Raw genomic sequence first — 21,685 nt, forward strand, 5'->3', positions numbered from 1 at the left:
CGGTAGGGGCCCCCCCTGCGGCTTTTGCGGGATGGGGGGGGCCGGGGGGGGCCCCGCGCGGCAGGGGCCCCGGCTCGGGCCACCGGTCGTCGCGTCATCGTTCGCGGGATGAAAGAAGGTGCGGGATGGGCGTTTTCGCGCTCGGTGTAGAACTCGACGGAGAGGGGTTCCGCCCCGAGGCGTGGCGGCGGGCGGCACACGCACCGGACCGCCTGCTCACCGCGGATACCGTGCACAGGCGGGTGGCCGCCGCCGAGAACGCCGGGTTCACCCTGGCCACGTTCGCCGACTCGATCCTGCCGGGGCAGGAGATTCCCGGTCGCATCGACGCGGTGACGCGGGCCTCCTTCGTCGCGGCAACGACCAGCACGATCGGTCTGGTTCCTACCGTGGCCACCACCTACGCCGAACCGTTCCACACGGCATCGCAGGTGGCGTCGCTGGACTACGCCTCGCGGGGACGGGCCGGATGGATCGCCGAGCGCGTCGACGATCCGCGCGCCGCCGCCACCTGGGGACGTCAACCGGTGACAGCAGATGCCGATCTGGCTCGCGAGCAACGGGATTCGATCGAAGTGGCCCGCCGCCTGTGGGACTCATGGGAGGACGACGCGGTGATCCGCGACTACGCCGGTGGCCGTTTCCTGGACCGCAGCAAGCTGCACTACATCGACTTCGAAGGCGAGACCTTCTCGGTGAAAGGACCGGCGATCGTGCCGCGGCCGCCACAGGGCCGGCCCGTGGTGTTCGGCGCCGAAGGTGAGGTCGACGTCCGGTTCGTCGCCGCCGATTCCGTCGCGGCGGCCGTGGCGGCGGGTTCGGCCGAGGATGCGCTGGCATTCGCAGAAATCGAAGTCACGTTGGACATTCCGGGCACGCCCGCCGCGCGACGCTTCGGCGAAGTCTCCGGTTCGCCCGGCCGCCTGGCGTTCTCCGGCTCGGCCGGAGAATTGACCGCTCTGCTGACCGAGCTCAGCGCGCATCTGGACGGAGTGCGGCTGCACCTCGCCGTGATCGATGAGGACCTCCCCGTGCTCGCGCGCGAAGTCGTGCCCGCGCTGTTGCGCACCGGGGTCGCCCGCCGTCCCATTCCCGGTTCGACGTTGCGCGCCAACCTCGGCCTGAACCGTCCCGCCAACCGCTACGCGACCACCCGCTGATCGTCAGGAGATCGTTTCCGTGACCGACTTCCCGCGGCCCGACGCCCAGGTCCATTTCGGCGTCTTCTTCCAGGGCGTGAATCACACCACCATCTGGTCCGACCCGTCCAGCGGCTCGCAGATCGACTTCGAAACCTTCCGCCGGGTCGCGCAGACCGCCGAGCGCGGCTTGTTCGACGCGTTCTTCCTCGGTGAGGGCCTGCGCCTGCGCGAGCAGGACGGCGCGATCCTGGAACTGGACATCGCGGGCCGCCCCGACGCGATCACCCAGCTCGCCGCGCTGGCGGGCGTCACCCGGCACATCGGCCTGGTGGCCACCCAGAACACCACCTACAACGAGCCCGCCGACCTGGCGCGCAAACTCGGCGGCCTGGACCTGCTGTCCGGCGGCCGGGCGGGCTGGAACGCGGTCACCACGGACAACGCCTGGACCGGCGCGAACTTCCGGCGCGGCGGATTCCTGGACCACGCGCTGCGTTACGAGCGCGCCGGGGAGTTCGTCGCCACGGTGCGGGCGATCTGGGACGCCTGGGACGACGGCGCGATCGCGACCTCGCAGCAGAGCCCGTCGTGGGCGCGTGCCGAGGCGATCCATCCGGTGGTGCGGACCGGCCCGCACTTCGACGTGACGATCACCCCCACGCTGCCGCGCAGCGCGCAAGGGCATCCGGTGATCTTCCAGGCGGGTGATTCACCCACCGGGCGCGATTTCGCCGCTGCGCACGCCGATGTCATCTTCTCCAGGCACGGAACGCATTTCGACGACGCGCTGGCCTTCGCGAACGACATCCGCGCACGCCTGCGCGCGGCGGGCCGCCCCGAGGACGACATCCGGATCCTGCCCGGCACGCAGATCATCCTGGCGGAGAAGGAATCCGAGGTCGAGGAGAAAGTGCGCTGGGTGAAGAGCGGCCAGTACACCGGCCAGACCGCGCTGTCGCTGGCCGGCCAGATCTGGGGCCGCGACCTGTCGGGCCTCGACCCCGACGGCCCTCTGCCCGCGGACGATCCGCAGCCCCGCCCGATCTCGGAGACCCGAGGCGCACCGCGTTCCGGACAGGACCCGATCGCCATCGCACGCGAATGGCGAGCCAGGGCAGAGGCGGAAAACCTCTCCCTGCGCGAAGTCGTGATCGCCTCCACCGAACGTTCCGGCTTCGCGGGCACCCCCACCCAGGTCGCGGACGAACTGGCCCGCTGGGTCCGCCACGGCGCGACCGACGGCTTCAACATCTCCCCCTACCTGGTCCCGACCGGCCTCGACGAAATCGTGAACTGGCTCGTCCCCGAACTCCAAGACCGCGGCGTCTACCGCACGGAATACACCGGAACCACCCTCCGCGCCCACCTCGGCCTACGCGAACCCCTCACCCGCCGCTCCTGACCGCACGACAGCCGAGCCCGAAGTTGTCGAGTGGCACACCATCGAGAGGTCTACTCGCGATTCGCCGCAGCGATGCGCCATTCGTGAAGGGATACGACCGGAGCCGCCGTCCCGGATGGACGGCGGCTCCGGTTTCACGTTCGGTCAGAGCACGGATTCGATGGCGGCGACCAATTCTGGTGCGTCGGGGGTGGTCCGGGGCCGGAAGCGGCCCGCTACCTTGCCGTCGCGGTCGATCAGGAACTTCTCGAAGTTCCACTGGATGTCGCCGGCGTTGCCTTCGGCGTCGGGGGTGTCGGCCAGGGTCTGGTAGAGGGCGTGGCGCTCATCTCCGTTGACGTCGGTCTTCTCCAGCAAGGGGAAGTCGACGCCGTAGGTGGTGGAACAGAACTGCTGGATCTCCTCCGCGGTGCCGGGCTCCTGACCCATGAACTGGTTGCACGGCACGCCGACCACGCTGAAACCGCGCGGGCCGTAGGACTCGTGCAGTTCGACCAGGCCGGAGTACTGCGGTGTCAGCCCGCATTTCGAGGCCACGTTCACCAGCAGCACGGCGCGGTCGCCGACCAAGTCGGCCAAGGTCGTCGACTCGCCGGACAGCGTGCGTAGCGGGACTTCTCGAAGGCTCATAGGTATCCGTTCTCGATTCCGTAGATCCACCCCGACGGCCACGCTACCGGATCACCGGGTTTCCGACCGCCGCGGGCGCATCGGCCTACGAGCTTTCCCGGGTTTCCGACCGCCGCGGGCGCATCGGCCTACGAGCTTTCAGCGCAACCTGGTCCGGCGCATCAGCCGCAGCGACATCAGGGTCATCTTCAGCTGCTTGTCGTAAGGCTGACCGGCCCGCGCGGCGAGCACCTGCTTCTTCAGCACGCCGACGTTCACCGTATCGGTGTACTTCAACAGGCCCTGGTCACCGTGCCGGGTGCCGACTCCGGACTGCTTCACTCCACCCGACGGCGTGCCTTTGGCGGCGTAGGTCGCGACGAAGCCGTCGTTGATGTTGATGTTGCCCGCTTGCAGCTGTGCGGCGATCCGCTCGCCGTGTGCCGCATCCCGGGTCCACACGCTGGCGTTGAGACCGTAGTCGGTGGCGTTGGCCAGGCGCACCGCTTCCTGCTCGTCGTCGAACGGGTACACGGTGACGACCGGGCCGAAGGTCTCCAGCGTCGCGTGGGTCATCTCGGGTGTCACGCCGGTCAGCACGGTGGCCTCGTAGAAAGCGGGACCGACATCCGGGCGCGCTTGCCCGCCGACGTGCACGGTGGCGCCTTTGGCCCGCGCGTCGTCGACGTGCGCGGCGACCCGTTCCAGATGCTGCGGGGAGACCAGCGAACCGAACTCCGGCGTGTAGTCGTACGCCCCGCCGATCTTTCCGTTCAATTCCGCCGCCGCGGCGACCAACCGGCGCAGGAATTCCTCGTGGAGGGACCGGTGCACGTAGATCCGTTCGATGTGCATGCACGCCTGCCCCGAGTTGGCGAACGCGGCGAACACCGCTCCGGGAACCACCTCGTCCAGGTTCGCGTCGGCGAGCACGATCATCGGGTTCTTGCCGCCCAGTTCCAGGCTGCATCCGATGAGGTTGCGACCGGCCTGCTCGCCGACGATCCGGCCGGTGGCGGTCGAGCCGGTGAACATGACGAAGTCGACGCTGTCGATCAGGGTCGGCCCGATGTCGGGCCCTTCACCGCACACCACCTGGACCAGGCCGCGGGGCAGCCCGGCGCGATGCAGCAGTTCGACGCCGAAGAGCACGCACAGCGCGGTCTTGTTGTCCGGCTTCAGGACCACGCCGTTGCCTGCCATCAGCGCGGGCATGGCGTCGGACAGGGCGATGGCGAAGGGGAAGTTCCACGGCGCGATCACGGCGACGAGACCTTTGGGCCGGTGCTGCTCGATCGAGGAGGTGATCAGCGGCATCGCGCCGCCGCGCCGCTTCGGCCGCAGCACCCGGCGCGCGGTCTTGAGGTAATGGCTGATCACCATGGGCACATCGCAGGATTCCTCGACGGCCATGCGACGGGTCTTGCCGCACCCGATCTGGATGAGGTCGGCGATGGTCTCCACCTCGCCGAGGATCAGCTCGTGCAGCCGCTCGAACACCCGAAGCCGCCGGCGCAGCGGCAGTGCGGCCCACTCCGTCTGCGCCGCCCGGGCGGCGGCGCACGCCGTCAGCACGTCCTGCGGGGATGACTGCGGAAGCGCACCGACCGGCGCGCCGGTATAGACCTCGGTCATCTCATATGGCGCCGCGCCACCGTCGGCGGCGACCAGGCCGGTCAGCCGGGCGAGCAGTTCCCCGGTGAACCTGGCGGGCAAGGTGCTCTCGGCCTTGTCGGTGTGTGCTGTGCTCATCGGATCTTCTCCATGACGTCGGGCATCGCCGCAGGTGCCGGGCCGGACCGCGCGACTGAATTAGAACACGTTCCGATTTTGGATTCATCGTATTCGCCCGGCCGCGCCCTGCCTACCTGCCGCGAGGGACGAATTCCGCTCATTCGTCCGTGACGATCGACAGCGCTTGGGTCGGGCAGTAGCGGACCGCGCGCTGTACGTCACCGCGGGCCCGCGGGTCCGCGGCGGCGTCGAGAATCTCGACTTTGCCGCGCTTGGGAACGTGGAACGCCTCCGGCGCCTCGTCCTGGCACACGGCATGCCCCTGACACAGATCCAGATCGGCGAGCACTCGCATCGTGACTCCTTACTGTTCGTTCGGTCCCGCGTCGTCCGGGAGGGGACGTATCGGCGCCTCGGGTTGCACTTCGACCAGCACCAAGTGCGAGCCGCGCGGGGTGGATACCACCGCGACCACCGCGGCGGCCAAGTCGCTCGCGCGCAACATGTACGGATGCCTGGCGAACCCCCACGCTTTCCAGTCCGCCAGCACCGGGCCGACGATCTCGGGCGTGGAGTCCATGCCCATGCCGGTCAAGGTCGGTCCGGGGCGCACCTGGGACAGGCGGACGCCGCTGCCCTCGAGCTCCATACGCATCTGCGCGGCCATCGCTTCCAGTCCCGCCTTGGCTGCGCTGTAGGCGCCCGTGCGCGGACGCGGCTCGGAGGCACAATCCGAACTGATCAGCACGACGTCGCCGCGCTGCCTGCGCAGCATGCCGGGCAGCACCCGGTGCACGAGACGCTGCGCACCGACCAGATGGACCTGCACCTGGCGCACGAATCGTTCCGGATCCATCGCGTACGCCTGCCCGAACTCGATGTCGCCCGCACTGGAGACCAGGATCTCGGTGGGGCCGAGCGCTTCTTCGGCGGCACGCACGAATTCCTCCACCGAATCCGGCGCGGTGACGTCCAACCGATGGGCGAACGCCGCACCGCCGTCGGCCCGGATCTTGTCCGCCAGTTCGGCGCACTGCTCGACGCGACGCGCGCCGAGCGCGACCGGGTGGCCGAGTTCGGCCAGGGCGACGGCGGTGGCCGCGCCGATCCCGGAGGAGGCGCCGGCGACGAGCGCGGGCCTGCGCTCCGGATGGGGTGCGAATCTTGGCATTATCGGCTCTCCACGGTGATGGGTAGGTGCGCGAAGCCACGCACATTGGACGAATGAATACGGGCGATACCGGACTCGAGGACGTCGTAGGACCGCACTCGGGACGCGAACTCGGTCAGCGCGACGGTCGCTTCCAAACGGGCCAGGTGCGCCCCCAGACAGAAATGCATACCCGCACCGAAGTCATACGGATCGAACACCAGTGGCTCCACCGCAGCCGTCATCGCCCACACTCCCAAACCGATAACACGTTCCGCAACGCGGCACCGCATGGCAGCCCGAATGAAGACAGATAGCTGGACATGTGTCTGGACACTACCACCGCGTACTCTATCTCGACAATCATCCGATCAGAGCTCACCTCTCCGCTTGGGAGCGAAACACCGGCGAGAGTCGAGACAAGCCGGACCACCTGACACCCGGATCTCGGCGAGAATGGCAGAGTTAGAACCTGTTATTGCCACCGTTCACGTTCCAAGACTATATTCCGTACACGTGTCCAGACAGTATCGGAGTAATCCATGAGCAGCCTTCTGCCCGCCGACGGGTCCCGCCTGCTGATCGGCGGCAAGCTGGTCGAGGGCGCCGACGGTGTCTTCGCGACGGTGAACCCCGCGACCGAGGAGGTCCTCGGCCTCGCCGCCGACGCGAACGCGGCCGACCTCGACGCGGCCGTCGACGCCGCGCGCACCGCGTTCGACGAGACGGACTGGTCGCGCGATCACGCCTTCCGGGCGCGCTGTCTCGCGCAGTTGCGCACCGCGGTGGAATCCCATGTCGAAGAACTGCGCGAGATCACGATCGCCGAGGTCGGCGCACCGCGGATGCTCACGAGCGGCCCGCAACTGGAAGGCCCGGTCGCCGACCTCGGTTACGCCGCCGGGCTCCCCGAAAGCTATGCCTGGGAAACCGATCTGGGCGTGGCCGCGCCGATGGGCATCGAGACGCGCCGAGTACTGCGCCGCGAACCGATCGGTGTGGTCGGGGCGATCACGCCCTGGAACTTCCCGCATCAGATCAACTTCGCCAAACTCGGCCCGGCGCTCGCCGCGGGGAACACCGTCGTGCTCAAACCCGCTCCGGACACCCCGTGGTGCGCGGCGGCGGTCGGCGCCATCATCGCCGAGGAGACCGACATCCCGGCCGGTGTGGTGAACATCGTGACCTCCGCCGACCACACGCTCGGCGCCCGGCTCACCGCGGATCCGCGCGTCGACATGATCAGCTTCACCGGGTCGACTGCCACCGGCCGCGCCGTCATGACCGGCGCCGCGACGACATTGAAGAAGGCGTTCCTCGAACTGGGCGGCAAGTCGGCGTTCATCGTGCTCGACGACGCCGACATCACGGCGGCCTGCTCGGTGGCGGCGTTCTCGGTGTGCGTGCATGCGGGACAGGGGTGTGCGCTGTCCACCCGGCTGCTGGTGCCACGCGCCGCCTACGACCGAGCGGTCCAGGCGGCCGCGGCCACGCTCGGCGGGATCGAGCCGGGCGATCCCGCCGACCCGCGCACGGTCTGCGGGCCGCTGATCTCCGAGCGGCAGCGCGCCAGGGTGGAACGCTACCTCGACATCGCGCGCGCCGAAGGCGGCCGGATCGTGGTGGGCGGCGGGCGGCCGGACCGGGAGCGCGGCTATTTCGTCGAACCGACGTTGATCGCGGACGTCCCCAACAGCTCGACCGTCGCCCGCGAGGAGATCTTCGGCCCGGTGCTGGTGATCATCCCGCACGACGGAGACGAGGACGCCGTCCGCATCGCCAACGACTCCCCCTACGGCCTGTCCGGTTCGGTGTGGGGCAACGACCCCGAACGCGTCCGGCGCGTCACCGAAGGCGTGCGCACCGGGACGCTGAGCGTCAACGGCGGCATCTGGTACTCCGCCGACGTCCCGTTCGGCGGCTACAAGCAATCCGGCCTCGGCCGCGAGATGGGCATCGCCGGTTTCGAGGAGTACCTCGAGACGAAAGTCATCGCCAGCGCGGCCTGACCGCCGCGGGACAACACAGAGGAGCTGAACTCCATGGCCCGTTTCACGGGAAGATCCGCCATCGTCACCGGCGCCGCGCAGGGCATCGGCGCCGCCTACGCGCAGGCGCTGGCCGCCGAAGGCGCGAACGTCGTCGTCGCCGACAAGAACGCCGAAGGCGGCGCGGCGGTGGTCGAGAAGATCGTCGCCGACGGCGGCACCGCGGTGTTCGGACTCCTCGACGTGTCCGATCCCGAATCCGCCACCGCGCTAGCCGATTTCACCGTCGCCGAATTCGGCGCCATCGACCATCTGGTGAACAACGCCGCCATCTACGGCGAGATGAAGCTGAACCTGCTGCTGACCGTGCCGTGGGACTACTACAAGAAGTTCATGAGCGTGAACATGGACGGCGCGCTCGTCATGACCCGCGCCGTCTGGCCGCACATGGCCGAACGCCGCAGCGGATCGATCGTCAACCAGTCCTCCACCGCCGCGTGGCTGTATTCCAGCTTCTACGGGCTGGCCAAAACCGGCGTCAACGGCCTGACCCAGCAATTGGCCTTCGAGCTGGGCGGATCGAACATCCGCGTCAACGCCATCGCGCCGGGTCCGATCGATACCGACGCCACCAAGTCGGTCACCCCGGACGTGATCGTCGACGACATCGTCAAACGCCTGCCGCTCAAGCGGATGGGCACTCCGCAGGATCTCGTCGGCGCCTGCCTGTACCTGCTGTCGGACGAGGCGAGCTGGGTCACCGGGCAGATCTTCAACGTCGACGGCGGACAAATCGTGCGATCATGAGCCCCCGCATCGGATTCCTCGGCCTCGGCAACATGGGCGCGCCGATGGCCGAGCGCCTACTGGAATGGCCGGGCGGACTGACCGTGTGCGATACGCGCCCCGAGGCGGTCGAGCCGTTCCTCGCGGCCGGAGCGAATTCCCGTCGCCTCGGCGGCCGAGCTGGCCCGACAGGCCACCGTCATCTCGATCACCGTGGTGAACGACGCCCAGGTACGCGAGGTGATCACCGGACCGGAGGGCCTGCTGCGGACCGCCGCATCGGGCACCGTGGTCGCCGTGCACTCCACGATCAGCGACCGCACCGCCGAGGAACTCGGCGCTGTCTGCGGCGAGCGCGGCGTCGAACTGGTGGACGCGCCGATCAGCGGCGGCGCGCCCGGCGCGACCCGCGGCGCGCTCGCGGTCATGGTCGGCGGCAGCGCGGCGGCGTTCGAGCAGGTGCGCGAACCGTTCGGCTGCTTCGCCGACCTGATCGTGCACGCCGGGCCGGTCGGCGCGGGCACGCGCATGAAATTGGCGCGCAACCTGTTGCACTTCGTCTCCTTCACCGCGGCCACCGAGGCGCAACGGCTGGCCGAGGCGGCCGGTCTCGACCTCACCGCGCTCGGCAAGGTGGTGCGCCACTCCGACGCGGTCACCGGGGGGCCCGGCGCCATCATGCTGCGCGACACAACCGCCCCGATCCAGGACGGCGACTTCTGGTTGCCGATCCTGCGGCACGTGCGTGACCTCGGCGAGAAGGACCTCGGTCTCGCCCTGGAGTTGGGCGAACGGCTCGGCACCGCGCTGCCGCTGGCCGAACTCGCACTCGACCGGCTCGGCCACGGCCTCGGCGTCGGGGCGGGCACCTCCGCATCGGAAAGGCAATCCTCATGAGCGACAACGGTTCCGGCGACTCCGCGCGGCAGCGCGGACTGGCCAAGATGGCCGAGGTCTACGGCACGGAATTCCAGGAATACCCCGGCGCCCACTTCGCCGTCACCGCCGACCACCTCTTCGCCGACATCTGGTCGCGGCCCGGGCTCACCATCCGCGACCGCAGGCTGCTGCTGCTCGGCGCGCTGGCGGCGCAGGGCGCGATCGACACCGCCGGCATCCAGATCGGGGCCGCGGTGCGCAACGGCGAACTCACCGAAGACCAGCTGCACGAGATCGCGGTGTTCCTGTGTCACTACGTAGGTTGGCCGAACGGCACCAAACTCGACATCCTGGTGGGCACGATTGTGGCGCAGCAGAAGAAGGCCGCCCGCGCGCAGTCCGCGCCCGCCGAGCAGTGAAGGATCCGTTGACCATGTCCGACGCCACCACCATCCGCCCCCTGCGCGCCAGCCGAGTCGAGAACTGGGACCATCGCGCCGACGTCGTCATCGCCGGATACGGCATCGCGGGCGTCTGCGCCGCCATCGAGGCCGCCCGCGCCGGCGCGGACGTGCTGGTCCTGGAGCGCACCGGCGGCTGGGGTGGCGCCGCCGCCCTGGCGGGCGGATTCATCTACCTCGGCGGCGGCACACCGCTGCAACAGGCCCTCGGTTTCGAAGACACCCCCGAGAACATGGAGACCTTCCTGCTCGCGGCGCTGGGGCCCGGCGTGGACAAGGCGAAGATCGCCGACTACACCCGCGGCAGCGTCGAGCACTTCAACTGGCTGGTGTCCTGCGGCGTGCCGTTCCGCGAGGCGTTCTGGGGCGAGCCGGGGTGGGAGCCGCCGCACGACGAGGGGCTGATGTACTCCGGCGGCGAGAACGCCGCGCCCTTCAACGCGATCGCGAAACCCGCTCCCCGCGGCCATGTTCCGCAGATGGACGACAAGCGCACCGGGGAGAAGGGCGGCGGCTGGATGCTCATGAAACCGCTGGCCGACACCGCGGAAGCACTGGGCGTGCGGGCGGAGTACGACATGCGGATCGCGCGGCTGATCGTCGACGACGACGATCGCGTGGTCGGCGTGCTCGCCCGCCGCTACGGCAAGCCGGTCGCCATCCGCGCCGAACGTGGCGTCGTGCTGGCCACCGGCAGTTTCGCCTATCACCAGGAGATGATCGAAGGCTACGCGCCGCGACTGATCGGCAGGCCCGCCGCGGCGATCGAGGAACACGACGGCATCGGCATCCGGCTGGCGCAGGCGCTCGGCGCGCAGCTGGCGCACATGGACGCGACCGAGGTGGCCTTCTTCGGTGACCCGCAGTTGCTGGCGCGCGGCATCCTGGTCAACGGGCGCGGACAGCGCTACATCCAGGAGGACACCTACCCCGGCCGGATCGGCCAGGCGACGCTGATCCAGCAGGACAACCAGGCGTACCTGGTGATCGACGAGGCGTCCTACGAGGAGGCGCTGACCACCGAGACCTCGACGCCGTTCTTCCGCAGGCCCCCGACCTGGGTGGCGGAAACCATCGCCGAGCTGGAAGCCGAGATGGGGCTGCCCGGCCAGGCGTTGCAGGCCACGGTGGAGTGCTACAACCTGCACGCCGCCAACGGCGAGGACCCGTTGCTGGGCAAGAAGCCGGAATGGCTGCGCCCGCTGCGTGGATCGGTGGCGGCGTTCGACATGCGCGGTTGCACGGCCGGTTTCACCCTCGGCGGACTGCGTACCGACCTCGATTCCCGGGTGCTGCACGTCTCCGGGGAGCCGATCCAGGGGCTGTTCGCGGCGGGCCGGTGCACCTCCGGCCTGTGCGCGGGCGGTTACGTCAGCGGCGCGTCGCTGGGCGACGGCAGCTTCTACGGACGCCGGGCCGGTATCGCGGCGGCCAAGAACTGAACCGTTCCGATCCGCCTAGTAGGATCCAGACACATGTCCGAACCCGATTCCGTCATTCTCGAGGCGACTCGCCGCAGGCTCTCCGGCAAACAGGCCGACACCGTCGACAAGCTGACCCGCTCGGCGGTGGAAGTGCTCGCGCGGGAAGGGTTCGCGGGCATGACCATCCGAATGGTCGCCGCGGCTGCCGGGGTCGGGACGGCCACGGCGTACACCTACTTCTCGTCGAAGGAGCATCTGGTCGCCGAGATCTTCTGGCGGCGGCTGGTCGCGTCGCCGTCGCCGGTCAGCGAGGACCCGGACCCGACCGTCCGGGTGGTCGCCGAACTGCGGAACATCGCGATGCTGGTGGCCGACGAGCAGGAGCTCTCCGGCGCGGTCACCAGCGCGCTGCTGGGCCGTGATCCCGACGTCGAGCATCTGCGCGGACGCATCGGCGCCGAGATCCGCAAGCGCATCATCCGCGCCCTCGGTCCGGACCCGGACCCGGACGTGGTCGAGTCGCTGGAATTGCTCTACGCGGGCGCGCTGGTGCGCGCGGGCATGGGCTACGGGTCGTACTCCGAGATCGCCGACCGGATCGAGACCTCCGCGCTGTTGATCCTGCGGTAGCGCGGACAATGCCGGACGACTTCGAGCCGGTTACCCGAAACCGGGCCGCACGACGCCTGCTTGCTCGTATCTTTGCCGTAGTCGGTGCAGATCGGAGTGGGAAAAGTGCAATCTGGTGAGCTTTCCGCGGACTACGTCGTCGTCGGTTCGGGATCGGCGGGCGCGGTGGTGGCCAATCGGCTCAGCGCCGATCCGGGCACCACGGTGGCGCTGCTGGAGGCGGGCCCGCCGGACAAGAACAAATTCGCGCACATACCCGCCGGGTTCGCGAAACTGTTCCGCTCCGAGGTGGACTGGGACTACCTCACGCAGCCGCAACCGGAGCTGAAGAACCGCGAGATCTACTGGCCGCGCGGCAAGATGTTCGGCGGTTCCTCGTCGATGAACGCCATGATGTGGGTGCGCGGCTTCCGCGCCGACTACGACGAGTGGGCGCTGCTGGCGGGTGCGGAGTGGGGCTTCGCGGCGGCCGTCGAACAGTTCCGGCGCATCGAACGCGTGGAGAACGCCCAGTATCCCGACGAGGGCACCGACGGTCCGCTGCACGTCTCCCGCCAGCGCAGCCCGCGCGGCCTCACCGCCGCCTACCTGGCCGCGGTCCAGGAGGCGGGCTACCAGGTGGAGCCGCCCAACCGGCCGCAGCCGGACGGGTTCACCGAGACCATGGTCACCCAGCGCGGCGGCCGCCGGTGGAGTACCGCGGACGCTTATCTGCGGCCCGCCCTGCGTCGTCCGAACCTCACGATCCGCAGCGAAGCGCTCGCCACCCGGGTGCTGTTCGACGGCACGCGCGCCGTCGGCGTCGAGTACCGCCAGGGCGGTGTCACGCACACGGTCACCGCGCGGCGCGAGGTCGTGCTGTGCGGCGGCGCGATCAACAGCCCGCAGCTGCTGATGCTCTCCGGTATCGGCGACCGCGACGAACTCGCCCGCCACGGCATCGAGGTGCGTCACCACGCGCCGGAGGTGGGCGCGAATCTGCAGGACCACCTGGTCGCGGGCATCGGCTACGGCGTCGCGGGGGATTCGCTGTTCGACGCGGAGAAGCCGCGCCAACTGCTGGACTACTTCATCCGGCATCGCGGCATGCTCACCTCCAACGTCGGCGAGGCGTACGGGTTCATCCGCAGTAGGACGGATCTGGAGTTCCCCGATCTGGAGCTGGTCTTCGCGCCCGCGCCGTTCTACTACGAGGGGCTGCAGGACCCGACCGAGCACGGCGTGATCCTGGCGGCGGTGCTGCTGCGCCCGCAGAGCCGAGGACGGATCGCCTTGTCCGACGCGGACCCCTCCGTCAAGCCCCTGATCGATCCGCGCTACCTGTCCGACACCGCGGGCGCGGATCGCGCCGCCATCATGGCCGGGCTGCGCGTGTGCGCCGCCATCGCCGCGGAGCCGTCGATGAAGGCGGTCCTCGGCCCGCTGATCTACCCGCCGCAGGCGCCGGCGGAAACGGAAGCCGTGCTCGAGCTGACCCTCAACTCCTACGCGCACACGCTCTACCACCCGGTGGGCACCTGCCGCATGGGCACCGACACCGCCAGCGTCGTCACCCCCCTGCTGGAAGTGCGTGGCGTACAAGGGCTTCGGGTGGCCGACGCCTCGGTGATGCCGCTCATCATCCGCGGGCACACGCACGCACCGGCGGTGTTCATCGGCGAGCAGGCGGCCTCGTTCATCCTCGCCGGGTAGGGGGTCCTCTCGCCTACGACGCGACGAACAGTCCGAGCGATGCGGCGGCCAGCAGGAGATACGGCAGTGGGTATCCGATGTGTGTGTAGTGCCGCGCTCGGACCACGGTCAGCACCGCGCCCACGAAGTAGAGCACCAGCCCGGCCGCCGCGGCCGCACCGATCGGCGGAAACGCCGGACCGGCCAGCAGGCCGGCCCCGCCGAGCGCCTTGACCACGGCCAGGGGCGTCAGCCACGAATCCGGGATTCCATAGGCGCGCATGTTCGTCCGCACCCACTCGGCGCGGACCACATCGATCCCGGCCGCGAGCAAGGCGGCCGCGCCCGCGAGCACTGTGGCGACGACGTAGGCGATGTCCATGGCAATACCCTTTCCTCAGGTGCCGCGCCCGGTCCGGACGCCGGTCACCTTTGAGCTGTCGAATCCGTCATCCCGATGACGGACCACGGAGCGGAAAGGTGACCGATGCCCACCGAAGACGGCTTGGCGCGGGAATTCGAGGTGCAGCGCGACCATCTGCACGCGGTCGCCTACCGCATGCTCGGCTCACCGAGCGAGGCCGACGACGCGGTGCAGGAGACCTGGCTGCGGCTGGCCGGCCACGACGTCGAGGACGTGCGCAACCTCCCGGGCTGGCTCACCACCGTCGTGTCCCGGATCTGCCTGGACATGCTGCGTGGCAGGGCGGCGCGGCGCGAGGAACCGCTCGACCACCCGCCGCGGCTCGACAGCGGCGCCGAGGAGAACGAGCCGGAGCGCGAGGCGGTCCTGATCGAGTCGGTCGGCCGGGCGTTGCTGGTGGTGCTGGGCCGGCTCGGCCCCGACGAGCGGGTCGCGTTCGTCCTGCACGACCTGTTCGCGGTGCCGTTCGACGAGATCGGGCCGATCGTCTGCCGCACCACGCCGACCGCCAAGAAGCTGGCCAGCCGAGCCAGGCAGCGCGTGCGGGGCGTGGATGTCACGGCGGGCCCGCAGCTCGCCGCGCAGCGGCATGTCGTCGAGGCGTTCCTGCGCGCGGCGCGCAGCGGCGATCTCGACGGACTGCTGGCCGTCCTGGCGCCCGACGTGGTCCGGACGGCCGACGCCGCCGCACTTCCCGCCGGAGTAGCCACGACCGTGCGCGGCGCGGGTTCGGTCGCCGCGGAAACCGTACTGTTGCAGAAACGTTCGCGGGTGGCGGCGCTCGCGCTGGTCGAAGGTCACCCGGGTATCGTCGTCGCCCCGCGCGGCAGGCTGCTGCTGGCGCTCACCGTCACGGTGCACGGCGCCCGGGTGGCCGGATACCGAGTGACCGCCGATCCGTCCCGGCTACGCGGGCTCTCGATCAGCCTGTTGCCCCGATGATTTCGATCCGCCCCGTTTCAGCGCACCGGCCGCATCCGGCTCGGCGCGCTCCGCGGCTCGGCGCCGCCGGAATTCTCGCGGCGTCTCGCCGAAACGGGCCTTGAACGCCGCGGAGAACCACGCCGGGGTGAATCCGGCGCGAATCGCCAACTCGCGGATGGGATCCTCCCGGGTGGGATCGTCCAGCAGATCGCGCGCGGCGCGCAAGGCCTCCTCCCGCCGCACGTCGCGATAGGTGGTGCCGACCTGCTGCAGCACCGAACGCAATTGCCGGGGCGACCAGCCCAGCGCGTGCGCCACCGCGGGCAGGCGGACGTCGTCCCGGCCGACGTTGGCGCGCACGTACTGCCGGATCTGCGCGACGACCTGAGCGTGATGACCGCGCTGCGGATGGGTTTCGCCGAGCGAGATCAGGCTCAGCAATTCGGCGATCCGGTCGCAGACCGCGTTGAACTCGTGGTCGGAGAGATTCGACTGCTCGGCGTGGGTGCTGCGGATCATGGCCTGGGTGATCCTGCCCAGTCCGGAGTTCAGGTCGATCGTCATACCGCGTTCGGCGAGCGGTCCCGCGCGATGATCGAGTTCGGCCCGGGGCAGCTGCATGGCGAAGGCGGACAAGAGCGGGATATGGATCTGGCACAGGTCGTCGAGTGCGGTCACCGCGGCCTGATCCGCCCGCGCCCGCGTCTCCTCGCCGCGATAGGTCACCGAGTACACGCCCCGCTCGGGGATGACCACCCAATAGAAGTCGTCGCACGGACCGCGGCGGATGTTGGTCCGGGTGCGATAGGAGGTACTCGTTCCGCGCTGTTCCCAGCGCAACAACCGGTAGGCGGCCGATTCCTGCACCGTCATGCCCGAGTACCACCGTTCGGGATCGCCGTACCGGTAGTCCATCGGAACGAAACCGTTGGCGATCGCGGTCCACGATTGAGCGTCGTTGGCGGTCACGCCGTAGCACTTCATGGTGAGAACCTATCGCCGCTGGATCCACCGCATATCGTATTACCAGCCAGACCGATACGGCTGCCGCGCGAACCTCGCGACGCTGGGAAGTCCCAGCCGTAGCGGACGGCTCGGCCGCCGGATTCCATCGGCGCGCCGCGCGTACGCACTCAGCGCACGGGCACGCGGGCGAATCCGAGCGGCGGCGTCGGCGCGGGCCCGGTGCGCAAGACGGGCCGGAAATCGGGCAGCACCGGCAGGACGTCGGCGTTCCGGGCGGCATAACACCGCACGGCAGGAAGCGCACGCGCCACCTCGGCGCGCTCCACCGGCTCGTGGTCGATGAAGCCGATGGTGTCGAGTCCGAGGCCGAGCGTGCGCGCGATTCGGATGATCGCCGAAGATTTCGGGCCCCAACCGATCTCGACGGCCGAGAACATCTCGTAGACGCCGTGCCGGTACAGCTTGTCCAGCGTCCACTCACGCTCGCCGCGGCTGGCCACGGCGTGCCAGATCCCGCGTTCGCTGAGCACGCGCAGGGTGCGCAGCGCGGCGGGCCGCAAGGCGCCGACGGTCGCGTCGCACACGGCACCGTCCCACAAGGTGTTGTCCACTTCCCAGACAAGACATCTCAGAGCCGGTGTCATCGCCCTGCCCCTATCGTTGCGTCATCACTGCCTTTCCGCCGTGGCGTGCGCGACAGATGGGCACTGCACACCATCCAGGACACGACACGTGCCGGACGAGACCCTGGTTACATGGCCATGACCGGCGCGGGTGATCCTACCGGCATGTCGGCCGCGCCTCGCGGCAACGACCGAACCGGCTGCCCTCGGCACCCGGCGGCGAGCCGGTGGGCCGAGCCGGAAATGGCCTGGCGGCCATCGGACATCGGTCGCATGTCCAGCTGCTGTGACCGCTCACAACTCCCTGTCGAACGGTCTCACCCGCTCTCACAGAACCCGTCGATCGGGTCCGCGAAAGAGATCAACAGATTAGTGTGAATGCGCTGCACAGCAATCGTGGGCGGAAGGGAGTCGCCAATGTCCGTCGACAGTTCGGCCCGGCCGAGCCTGACCCTGTCGGGAAAGCCGATGTCGTCGCCGCTGAAGGACGTTCGCGGGCTATCGCGTCAGATGGTCGGCCACTTCGTCGAGAACGTCATCCCGTGCGGAACCCTACCGGGTGACGCCATCGCGGGCGACGTCACCACCATCACCCGGGTCTGCCTGGAGCTGGCGGTGAGCATGCTCGACGGAAAGGACCTCCCGGAGAAACTCCAGCGGCTCGGTGACGCCGCCGCGGGATGGGCGCGGGAGGGAGTACCGATCGACACCATCCACCACTCGATCCACGAAGGCTTCAAGATGGGCCTGGAGCTGGTGGTGTCCGACGCGACGATGAAGGACTACGACGACCTCGTCGACGGCGCCAAGATGGTCGTCGAGATGCTCGACATGATCAACTCGGCGGTCTCCATGGCCTACGTTCGCGAGCTGCGCGCGGTGGTCAGCGAGCACCACACCGCCGTGCACACGCTGACCTCCGCGTTGCTCGGCGGGCACAGCACCTCCACCATGGCGCGCGAATGCGGCATCGCCATCGCCTCCTCGTACGCCGTTCTGGCCGTGGCGATTCCGCCGCACCGCGAGGAACGCAATCCGATGGTCGACGGCAAGGTCGTCGCCCGCAGGAAACTGCGGCGGGTCCAGGCCGAGCTGGCCACGCGCTGCGGCGAGGCCGCGCTGTCGCTGCTGAGCGTGGACGGCGGCACGGTGCTCATCCCGTCGGGCCACTTGAACAACGAGCAGCTCGACACCCTGGTCACCCAGCTGTCGCACGCCGCGCAGGTGGGCGTCACCGCGACCATGGTCGAGGCCACCCCCGAGAAGATTCCCACCGCCGCGGACCAGGCGCACGAACTGCTCGACATGGTGCAGCGGTTGCAAGCGGTGGCCGGGCTCTACCGCTTCGACGAGCTGGCGCTGGAATATCAGCTGACCAGACCGGGGCCCGGCCGCGAGTACCTCGGCTCGCTGCTGGATCCGCTGGACGCGCACCCGGAACTGCTGGAGACGCTGCAACGGCACATCGCCAACAACCTCAACCGGCAGCGCACGGCACGCGTGCTGCACGTGCACACCAACACCGTCGACTACCGGCTCAAACGGATCGGACAGCTCACCGGATTCGATCCGTCCCAGCCGTCGGGTCTGTGGTATCTGCGCTCGGCACTCGTCGCCCGCACGTATCGCACGACCTGATCGCTCGACACGTTCACGAGTTCGTCGCCGTCCGCGGTTGGCGGCGGACCGCGACGCCCCCCGCGTGAATCACTCGCCCGGCCGCCCGTTCCCATGCGCGGGAACGACAAGGCGCTGGTCGTTGTGGTGTCACGGATCGACGATTACCGTGAGCCACGAGTTACGAAGGCCGGCGGCGGTACAGCCCAGGTCGTCGCAACCAGAGTTACCAGGAGGTTGCGATGACATGGGTGGGCGCGTCAGCGGGCGACATCGCGGCGGGGGTCCGGAGCCGGACGGTGTCACCGCTCGAGGTGGCCGACGAGCACTTGGCCCGCATCGCGGCAATGGACACGCGGGTCAACGCCTTCCGGATCGTGCGCCACGAGCAGGTCCGCCACGAGGCCCGTGCGTTGGCCACCCGCGGCGATCTCGCCGACCTCCCGCTGGCCGGAGTTCCAGTGGCGGTGAAGGACAATCTCGACCTCGCCGGATGCGTGACCGGACACGGATCGCGCGCGGCGCGGCAGACCGCGGCCGAGTCCGACAGCGAGCTGGTACGCAGGCTGCGCGCGGCGGGTGCGCTGCTGATCGGCAAGACCAATGTGCCCGAGCTGTGTCAGTGGCCGGTCACCGAGAGCGCCGCGCACGGCCTCACCCGCAACCCGTGGCTTCTCACGCATACTCCCGGCGGGTCCACCGGTGGCGGCGCCGCGGCGGTCGCCGCCGGAATGGCCGCGCTCGCGGTCGGTTCCGACGGTGGCGGTTCGATCCGCATTCCGTCGTCGTGCTGCGGGCTCGTGGGCTTGAAGCCTGGTGACGGCGTGATACCCCGCCCGCCCGAACTCGGCTCCAATTGGCTCGGCATGTCGACGTTCGGACCGCTGGCGACCACGGTGTCCGACGCGGCCCTGCTTTTCGCAGTGCTCGCGGCCGACGACCGCTATCTCGCACCGCCCGCGCCCGCGCGGCCGCTGCGAATCGGGATGACCATGCGTCCACCGGTGGTCGCAGCGTCCGTCGACCCGCAGGTGCGAACGACGATGCTGGCGGCGGCCGAAGGGCTGCGCGACGCGGGCCACACCGTTATCGAGGTGGCGCCGCCGTGGCGGCCGCAGGACGCGTTCGCCTTCCTGGCGCGCTATTTCGCCGGCGTCGCCGAGGACGCCAGGGACCTCGGCGCGGACCTCTTGGAACCGCTGACCCGCAAGGTGGCCCGGGCCGGACGGATGATCAGCCGGGTGCAGCGCGTGCCCGACGCGCCCGCGCAGCGGCAGTCCGAACGATTCGCCGCGTGGTTCGCCGAGCACGATCTCCTGCTCACGCCTACGCTGGCGACCCCGCCGGTGCCGGTCGGGACCTTCGCCGGCGAAGGGTTTCTGCGAACAATGCTCGACGTGTCCCGCTTCGTTCCCTTCACCCCGCCGTTCAATACCGTCCGCTACCCGGCGATCTCTGTCCCCGCCGGGCAGTCCGACACCGGACTGCCCATCGGCGTGCAGCTCGCCGCGTCGCCCGGCGGCGAATCCACGTTGCTCGCGGTCGCCGCGCAGCTGGAGCGGATCCGCCCGTGGCAGCGGCACGCTCCACTCGGTGACCCGGCAATTTCCTAGCCGACCGTCACCGCCGAGCGGCGCGAGTCGGCGCCGCCACGTCCACGAAGGACTCCTCCTCCTCGAGGAGCCGCTCGACGATCACGCGAAAACCTTTCGACACCAGCGGGATTCGATCGATCCGGCAGCGAGCGGCGCGCTCTCGCCAGCGCGCGGGCATCGCCGCGTACATACGCCGTTAATGTCGTGTTTACGATGTTCCGGTGCTTGTGAACGACGTGCGAGGGAGCTTGACCCCACCGGGCGAGCGTGTGGGTATCGAAGAGCTCCGAGAGCGTCGGTTCCGGCCGATGGTCGTGTGGTGCGCTGTCGCGGCCATCGTGGTCGCGTTGATCGGCGGCGAACTCATGGCCGCGCACATCGGGGCGCTGGGCCCGCTGACCAGCCTGCTGCGGGATTACGCCGGAACGCCGAAATCGGCGACCACACCGTGGGCGGGATTCCTGCTGGCCGTGGTCGGGATCACGGCGCGCGCACGCTTGGGCGCCGTCGCCGCGGCGATCGGCATCGACCTGGCGTTCGTCCTGATCAGGACGGCCGAGGGGCGTCCGTTCACGGTCGGCAACGGCCCGACCATCGTGCTCACCGCACTGGCGGTGCTCGCGTTCGTGCGGTGGGACGGACAACGACGCCGCACGGCGTTGCGCACCATCGCCTTCGGCGCGCTGCTGATCGCGGCGACGAAGATCAGTGAGATCTGGCTGGACATCACCGCGTGGGCCTGCCCGACAGTCCTCGATCCGTATGTGCAAGTCGCCGATCGCGCCCTCGGCAGCCCGTCCTGGCTGGTCGGGCACGCGCTCGAGGTGGCGGGACCGGTGGCGACGGGTGTGGTGCGCTGGGTGTACTTCGAGCTTCCGCTGGCGGCGGTCCTGGTCGCGGCCTGGCAGTTACGCGGCGTGACGACCAGCGCGTGGCCACGGCACTACCTGGTGCGCACGTTCCTGACCCTCGGCCTCGTCGGGCCGATCTGGTACGTCGTCTTCCCGGTGGTGGGGCCGGTGCTCGCCTACGGACCGCAGGGGCTCGGCTTCGAGATCGCCGACGTCTGGCCGAATGTCGTTCCGGCCGTGCCGTCCTCGATCGACGCGCTGCGCTTCGACGGCATCACGCCGCGCAACTGCATGCCGTCGCTGCACACCGCCTGGGCGCTGTCGCTGTTCATCCACTCCCGGCGCGGCCCGCTGTGGTTGCGCTGGGGCGGGGCGTTCTGGCTGGTGTGCACGCTTGTCGCGACGCTCGGCCTGGGCGCGCACTACGGCATCGACCTGGTCGTGGGCGCGGCGTTGTGCCTGACGGTGGAATCCGCGCTGCGCGACCCGGATCGGGGCTGGGACCACCAGCGCGTCCGGATCGTGGCCATGGGTGTCGGCGTCTGCGCCGGCGTGCTGCTGTGCATCCGCTTCTTCGCCGTGCCGATGGCAACGCACCCCCTACCGTCCGGCATCGTGCTCCTCGGCGCGCTCGGTGCGCTGGCGATCCTGTTCTACATGACGTGGTTCGGTACATCGTCGGCCGAAGCGAGCAGCCCGGCCCCGGCGGTGCATCAGCCGCCGCGCTGATCATTCGCCCGGTGCGGGGTACCTCGCGTAGAGCCCGACAGGGTTGCGCGTCCGTGACCCAGTGCCGACGGGCCTGACGG

At 69.6% G+C, this 21,685-nt stretch carries 19 protein-coding genes and 2 pseudogenes; 13 read left to right on the forward strand and 8 right to left on the reverse strand.

Annotation, left to right across the window (positions count from 1 at the left end; all coding sequences use genetic code 11):
- Positions 1 to 125: 125 nt before the first annotated feature.
- Both ACWEH3_RS10720 and ACWEH3_RS10725 read left to right on the forward strand, forming a co-directional pair.
- Positions 126 to 1,160 (forward strand): LLM class flavin-dependent oxidoreductase, encoded by a 1,035-nt coding sequence (locus tag ACWEH3_RS10720; protein ID WP_450018584.1) that lies wholly within the window; start codon positions 126 to 128, stop codon positions 1,158 to 1,160.
- A 19-nt stretch (positions 1,161 to 1,179) separates the two neighbouring features.
- Positions 1,180 to 2,544: an NtaA/DmoA family FMN-dependent monooxygenase gene (locus ACWEH3_RS10725; RefSeq protein ID WP_450018582.1), complete on the forward strand. Its 1,365-nt coding sequence runs from the start codon at positions 1,180 to 1,182 to the stop codon at positions 2,542 to 2,544.
- 144 nt (positions 2,545 to 2,688) lie between these two features.
- On the opposite strand, the gene ACWEH3_RS10730 is transcribed toward ACWEH3_RS10725, so the two are convergent.
- The 5 genes and pseudogenes from ACWEH3_RS10730 to ACWEH3_RS10750 all read right to left on the reverse strand — a co-directional run.
- Positions 2,689 to 3,174, reverse strand: a complete 486-nt coding sequence (locus ACWEH3_RS10730) for a glutathione peroxidase (RefSeq protein WP_450018580.1) — start codon at positions 3,172 to 3,174, stop codon at positions 2,689 to 2,691.
- A 138-nt stretch (positions 3,175 to 3,312) separates the two neighbouring features.
- Positions 3,313 to 4,905 carry a succinic semialdehyde dehydrogenase gene (locus ACWEH3_RS10735; RefSeq protein ID WP_450018578.1) on the reverse strand — a complete coding sequence of 531 codons (1,593 nt, stop codon included), beginning with the start codon at positions 4,903 to 4,905 and terminating at the stop codon, positions 3,313 to 3,315.
- Between the two features lie 139 nt (positions 4,906 to 5,044).
- On the reverse strand, positions 5,045 to 5,242 hold the full coding sequence (locus ACWEH3_RS10740; protein ID WP_450018576.1) for a ferredoxin: 198 nt from the start codon (positions 5,240 to 5,242) through the stop codon (positions 5,045 to 5,047).
- Between the two features lie 9 nt (positions 5,243 to 5,251).
- The gene (locus tag ACWEH3_RS10745; protein WP_450018574.1) at positions 5,252 to 6,058 is read right to left on the reverse strand and encodes an SDR family oxidoreductase; all 807 of its coding nucleotides are present in this window, start codon (positions 6,056 to 6,058) and stop codon (positions 5,252 to 5,254) included.
- Positions 6,058 to 6,240, reverse strand: a pseudogene (locus ACWEH3_RS10750) (cytochrome P450); the annotation flags it as partial. The gene ACWEH3_RS10745 and the pseudogene ACWEH3_RS10750, both read right to left, overlap by 1 nt.
- Positions 6,241 to 6,579: 339 nt before the next feature.
- Here ACWEH3_RS10750 and ACWEH3_RS10755 point away from each other — a divergent pair.
- From ACWEH3_RS10755 to ACWEH3_RS10785, 7 genes and pseudogenes are all read left to right on the forward strand, one after another.
- Entirely contained in the window at positions 6,580 to 8,046 is a 1,467-nt protein-coding gene (locus ACWEH3_RS10755) for an aldehyde dehydrogenase (protein WP_450018572.1), read from the forward strand.
- A gap of 33 nt (positions 8,047 to 8,079) precedes the next feature.
- Positions 8,080 to 8,832: an SDR family oxidoreductase gene (locus ACWEH3_RS10760; protein WP_450018570.1), complete on the forward strand. Its 753-nt coding sequence runs from the start codon at positions 8,080 to 8,082 to the stop codon at positions 8,830 to 8,832.
- Positions 8,829 to 9,708: pseudogene (locus tag ACWEH3_RS10765) on the forward strand (NAD(P)-dependent oxidoreductase). The gene ACWEH3_RS10760 and the pseudogene ACWEH3_RS10765 overlap by 4 nt, the downstream one beginning before the upstream one ends.
- Positions 9,705 to 10,109 (forward strand): carboxymuconolactone decarboxylase family protein, encoded by a 405-nt coding sequence (locus tag ACWEH3_RS10770; protein WP_450018568.1) that lies wholly within the window; start codon positions 9,705 to 9,707, stop codon positions 10,107 to 10,109. The pseudogene ACWEH3_RS10765 and the gene ACWEH3_RS10770 overlap by 4 nt, the downstream one beginning before the upstream one ends.
- A 14-nt stretch (positions 10,110 to 10,123) precedes the next feature.
- Positions 10,124 to 11,593 (forward strand): FAD-dependent oxidoreductase, encoded by a 1,470-nt coding sequence (locus ACWEH3_RS10775; RefSeq protein WP_450018566.1) that lies wholly within the window; start codon positions 10,124 to 10,126, stop codon positions 11,591 to 11,593.
- 33 nt (positions 11,594 to 11,626) lie between these two features.
- The gene (locus ACWEH3_RS10780; RefSeq protein WP_450018564.1) at positions 11,627 to 12,205 is read left to right on the forward strand and encodes a TetR/AcrR family transcriptional regulator; all 579 of its coding nucleotides are present in this window, start codon (positions 11,627 to 11,629) and stop codon (positions 12,203 to 12,205) included.
- Positions 12,206 to 12,310: 105 nt separating this feature from the next.
- Positions 12,311 to 13,897: a GMC family oxidoreductase gene (locus tag ACWEH3_RS10785; protein ID WP_450018562.1), complete on the forward strand. Its 1,587-nt coding sequence runs from the start codon at positions 12,311 to 12,313 to the stop codon at positions 13,895 to 13,897.
- A 13-nt stretch (positions 13,898 to 13,910) separates the two neighbouring features.
- Here ACWEH3_RS10785 and ACWEH3_RS10790 read toward each other — a convergent pair whose 3' ends face one another.
- A complete protein-coding gene (locus ACWEH3_RS10790) occupies positions 13,911 to 14,258 on the reverse strand; it encodes a DoxX family protein (protein WP_450018560.1) in 348 nt (115 codons plus the stop codon).
- Between the two features lie 105 nt (positions 14,259 to 14,363).
- Between ACWEH3_RS10790 and ACWEH3_RS10795 the strand changes: the two genes are divergently transcribed.
- On the forward strand, positions 14,364 to 15,242 hold the full coding sequence (locus ACWEH3_RS10795) for a sigma-70 family RNA polymerase sigma factor (protein WP_450018558.1): 879 nt from the start codon (positions 14,364 to 14,366) through the stop codon (positions 15,240 to 15,242).
- Here ACWEH3_RS10795 and ACWEH3_RS10800 read toward each other — a convergent pair.
- Positions 15,207 to 16,208 (reverse strand): helix-turn-helix domain-containing protein, encoded by a 1,002-nt coding sequence (locus ACWEH3_RS10800; protein ID WP_450018556.1) that lies wholly within the window; start codon positions 16,206 to 16,208, stop codon positions 15,207 to 15,209. The two genes, ACWEH3_RS10795 and ACWEH3_RS10800, sit on opposite strands and share 36 nt — an antisense overlap.
- A gap of 149 nt (positions 16,209 to 16,357) precedes the next feature.
- A complete protein-coding gene (locus ACWEH3_RS10805) occupies positions 16,358 to 16,834 on the reverse strand; it encodes an HAD-IIIC family phosphatase (protein WP_450018554.1) in 477 nt (158 codons plus the stop codon).
- Between the two features lie 396 nt (positions 16,835 to 17,230).
- Between ACWEH3_RS10805 and ACWEH3_RS10810 the strand changes: the two genes are divergently transcribed.
- From ACWEH3_RS10810 to ACWEH3_RS10820, 3 genes are all read left to right on the forward strand, one after another.
- Positions 17,231 to 18,451: a PucR family transcriptional regulator gene (locus ACWEH3_RS10810; RefSeq protein WP_450018552.1), complete on the forward strand. Its 1,221-nt coding sequence runs from the start codon at positions 17,231 to 17,233 to the stop codon at positions 18,449 to 18,451.
- A 221-nt stretch (positions 18,452 to 18,672) separates the two neighbouring features.
- Positions 18,673 to 20,043 carry an amidase gene (locus tag ACWEH3_RS10815; protein WP_450018550.1) on the forward strand — a complete coding sequence of 457 codons (1,371 nt, stop codon included), beginning with the start codon at positions 18,673 to 18,675 and terminating at the stop codon, positions 20,041 to 20,043.
- Between the two features lie 290 nt (positions 20,044 to 20,333).
- Entirely contained in the window at positions 20,334 to 21,605 is a 1,272-nt protein-coding gene (locus ACWEH3_RS10820; RefSeq protein ID WP_450018548.1) for a DUF5933 domain-containing protein, read from the forward strand.
- Positions 21,606 to 21,685 lie beyond the last annotated feature (80 nt).

This window comes from Nocardia sp. NPDC004718, assembly GCF_053601535.1.

What these genes read in the sequence shown, in the direction of transcription:
- ACWEH3_RS10720 (WP_450018584.1), top strand. Translation starts at nt 126, where the DNA reads ATGGGCGTTTTCGCGCTCGGTGTAGAACTCGACGGAGAGGGGTTCCGC.
- ACWEH3_RS10795 (WP_450018558.1), top strand. Translation starts at nt 14,364, where the DNA reads ATGCCCACCGAAGACGGCTTGGCGCGGGAATTCGAGGTGCAGCGCGAC.
- ACWEH3_RS10760 (WP_450018570.1), top strand. Translation starts at nt 8,080, where the DNA reads ATGGCCCGTTTCACGGGAAGATCCGCCATCGTCACCGGCGCCGCGCAG.
- ACWEH3_RS10810 (WP_450018552.1), top strand. Translation starts at nt 17,231, where the DNA reads ATGTCCGTCGACAGTTCGGCCCGGCCGAGCCTGACCCTGTCGGGAAAG.
- ACWEH3_RS10770 (WP_450018568.1), top strand. Translation starts at nt 9,705, where the DNA reads ATGAGCGACAACGGTTCCGGCGACTCCGCGCGGCAGCGCGGACTGGCC.
- ACWEH3_RS10805 (WP_450018554.1), bottom strand. Translation starts at nt 16,834, where the DNA reads ATGACACCGGCTCTGAGATGTCTTGTCTGGGAAGTGGACAACACCTTG.
- ACWEH3_RS10730 (WP_450018580.1), bottom strand. Translation starts at nt 3,174, where the DNA reads ATGAGCCTTCGAGAAGTCCCGCTACGCACGCTGTCCGGCGAGTCGACG.
- ACWEH3_RS10745 (WP_450018574.1), bottom strand. Translation starts at nt 6,058, where the DNA reads ATGCCAAGATTCGCACCCCATCCGGAGCGCAGGCCCGCGCTCGTCGCC.
- ACWEH3_RS10780 (WP_450018564.1), top strand. Translation starts at nt 11,627, where the DNA reads ATGTCCGAACCCGATTCCGTCATTCTCGAGGCGACTCGCCGCAGGCTC.
- ACWEH3_RS10735 (WP_450018578.1), bottom strand. Translation starts at nt 4,905, where the DNA reads ATGAGCACAGCACACACCGACAAGGCCGAGAGCACCTTGCCCGCCAGG.
- ACWEH3_RS10790 (WP_450018560.1), bottom strand. Translation starts at nt 14,258, where the DNA reads ATGGACATCGCCTACGTCGTCGCCACAGTGCTCGCGGGCGCGGCCGCC.
- ACWEH3_RS10755 (WP_450018572.1), top strand. Translation starts at nt 6,580, where the DNA reads ATGAGCAGCCTTCTGCCCGCCGACGGGTCCCGCCTGCTGATCGGCGGC.
- ACWEH3_RS10740 (WP_450018576.1), bottom strand. Translation starts at nt 5,242, where the DNA reads ATGCGAGTGCTCGCCGATCTGGATCTGTGTCAGGGGCATGCCGTGTGC.
- ACWEH3_RS10800 (WP_450018556.1), bottom strand. Translation starts at nt 16,208, where the DNA reads ATGAAGTGCTACGGCGTGACCGCCAACGACGCTCAATCGTGGACCGCG.
- ACWEH3_RS10820 (WP_450018548.1), top strand. Translation starts at nt 20,334, where the DNA reads ATGGTCGTGTGGTGCGCTGTCGCGGCCATCGTGGTCGCGTTGATCGGC.
- ACWEH3_RS10815 (WP_450018550.1), top strand. Translation starts at nt 18,673, where the DNA reads ATGACATGGGTGGGCGCGTCAGCGGGCGACATCGCGGCGGGGGTCCGG.
- ACWEH3_RS10775 (WP_450018566.1), top strand. Translation starts at nt 10,124, where the DNA reads ATGTCCGACGCCACCACCATCCGCCCCCTGCGCGCCAGCCGAGTCGAG.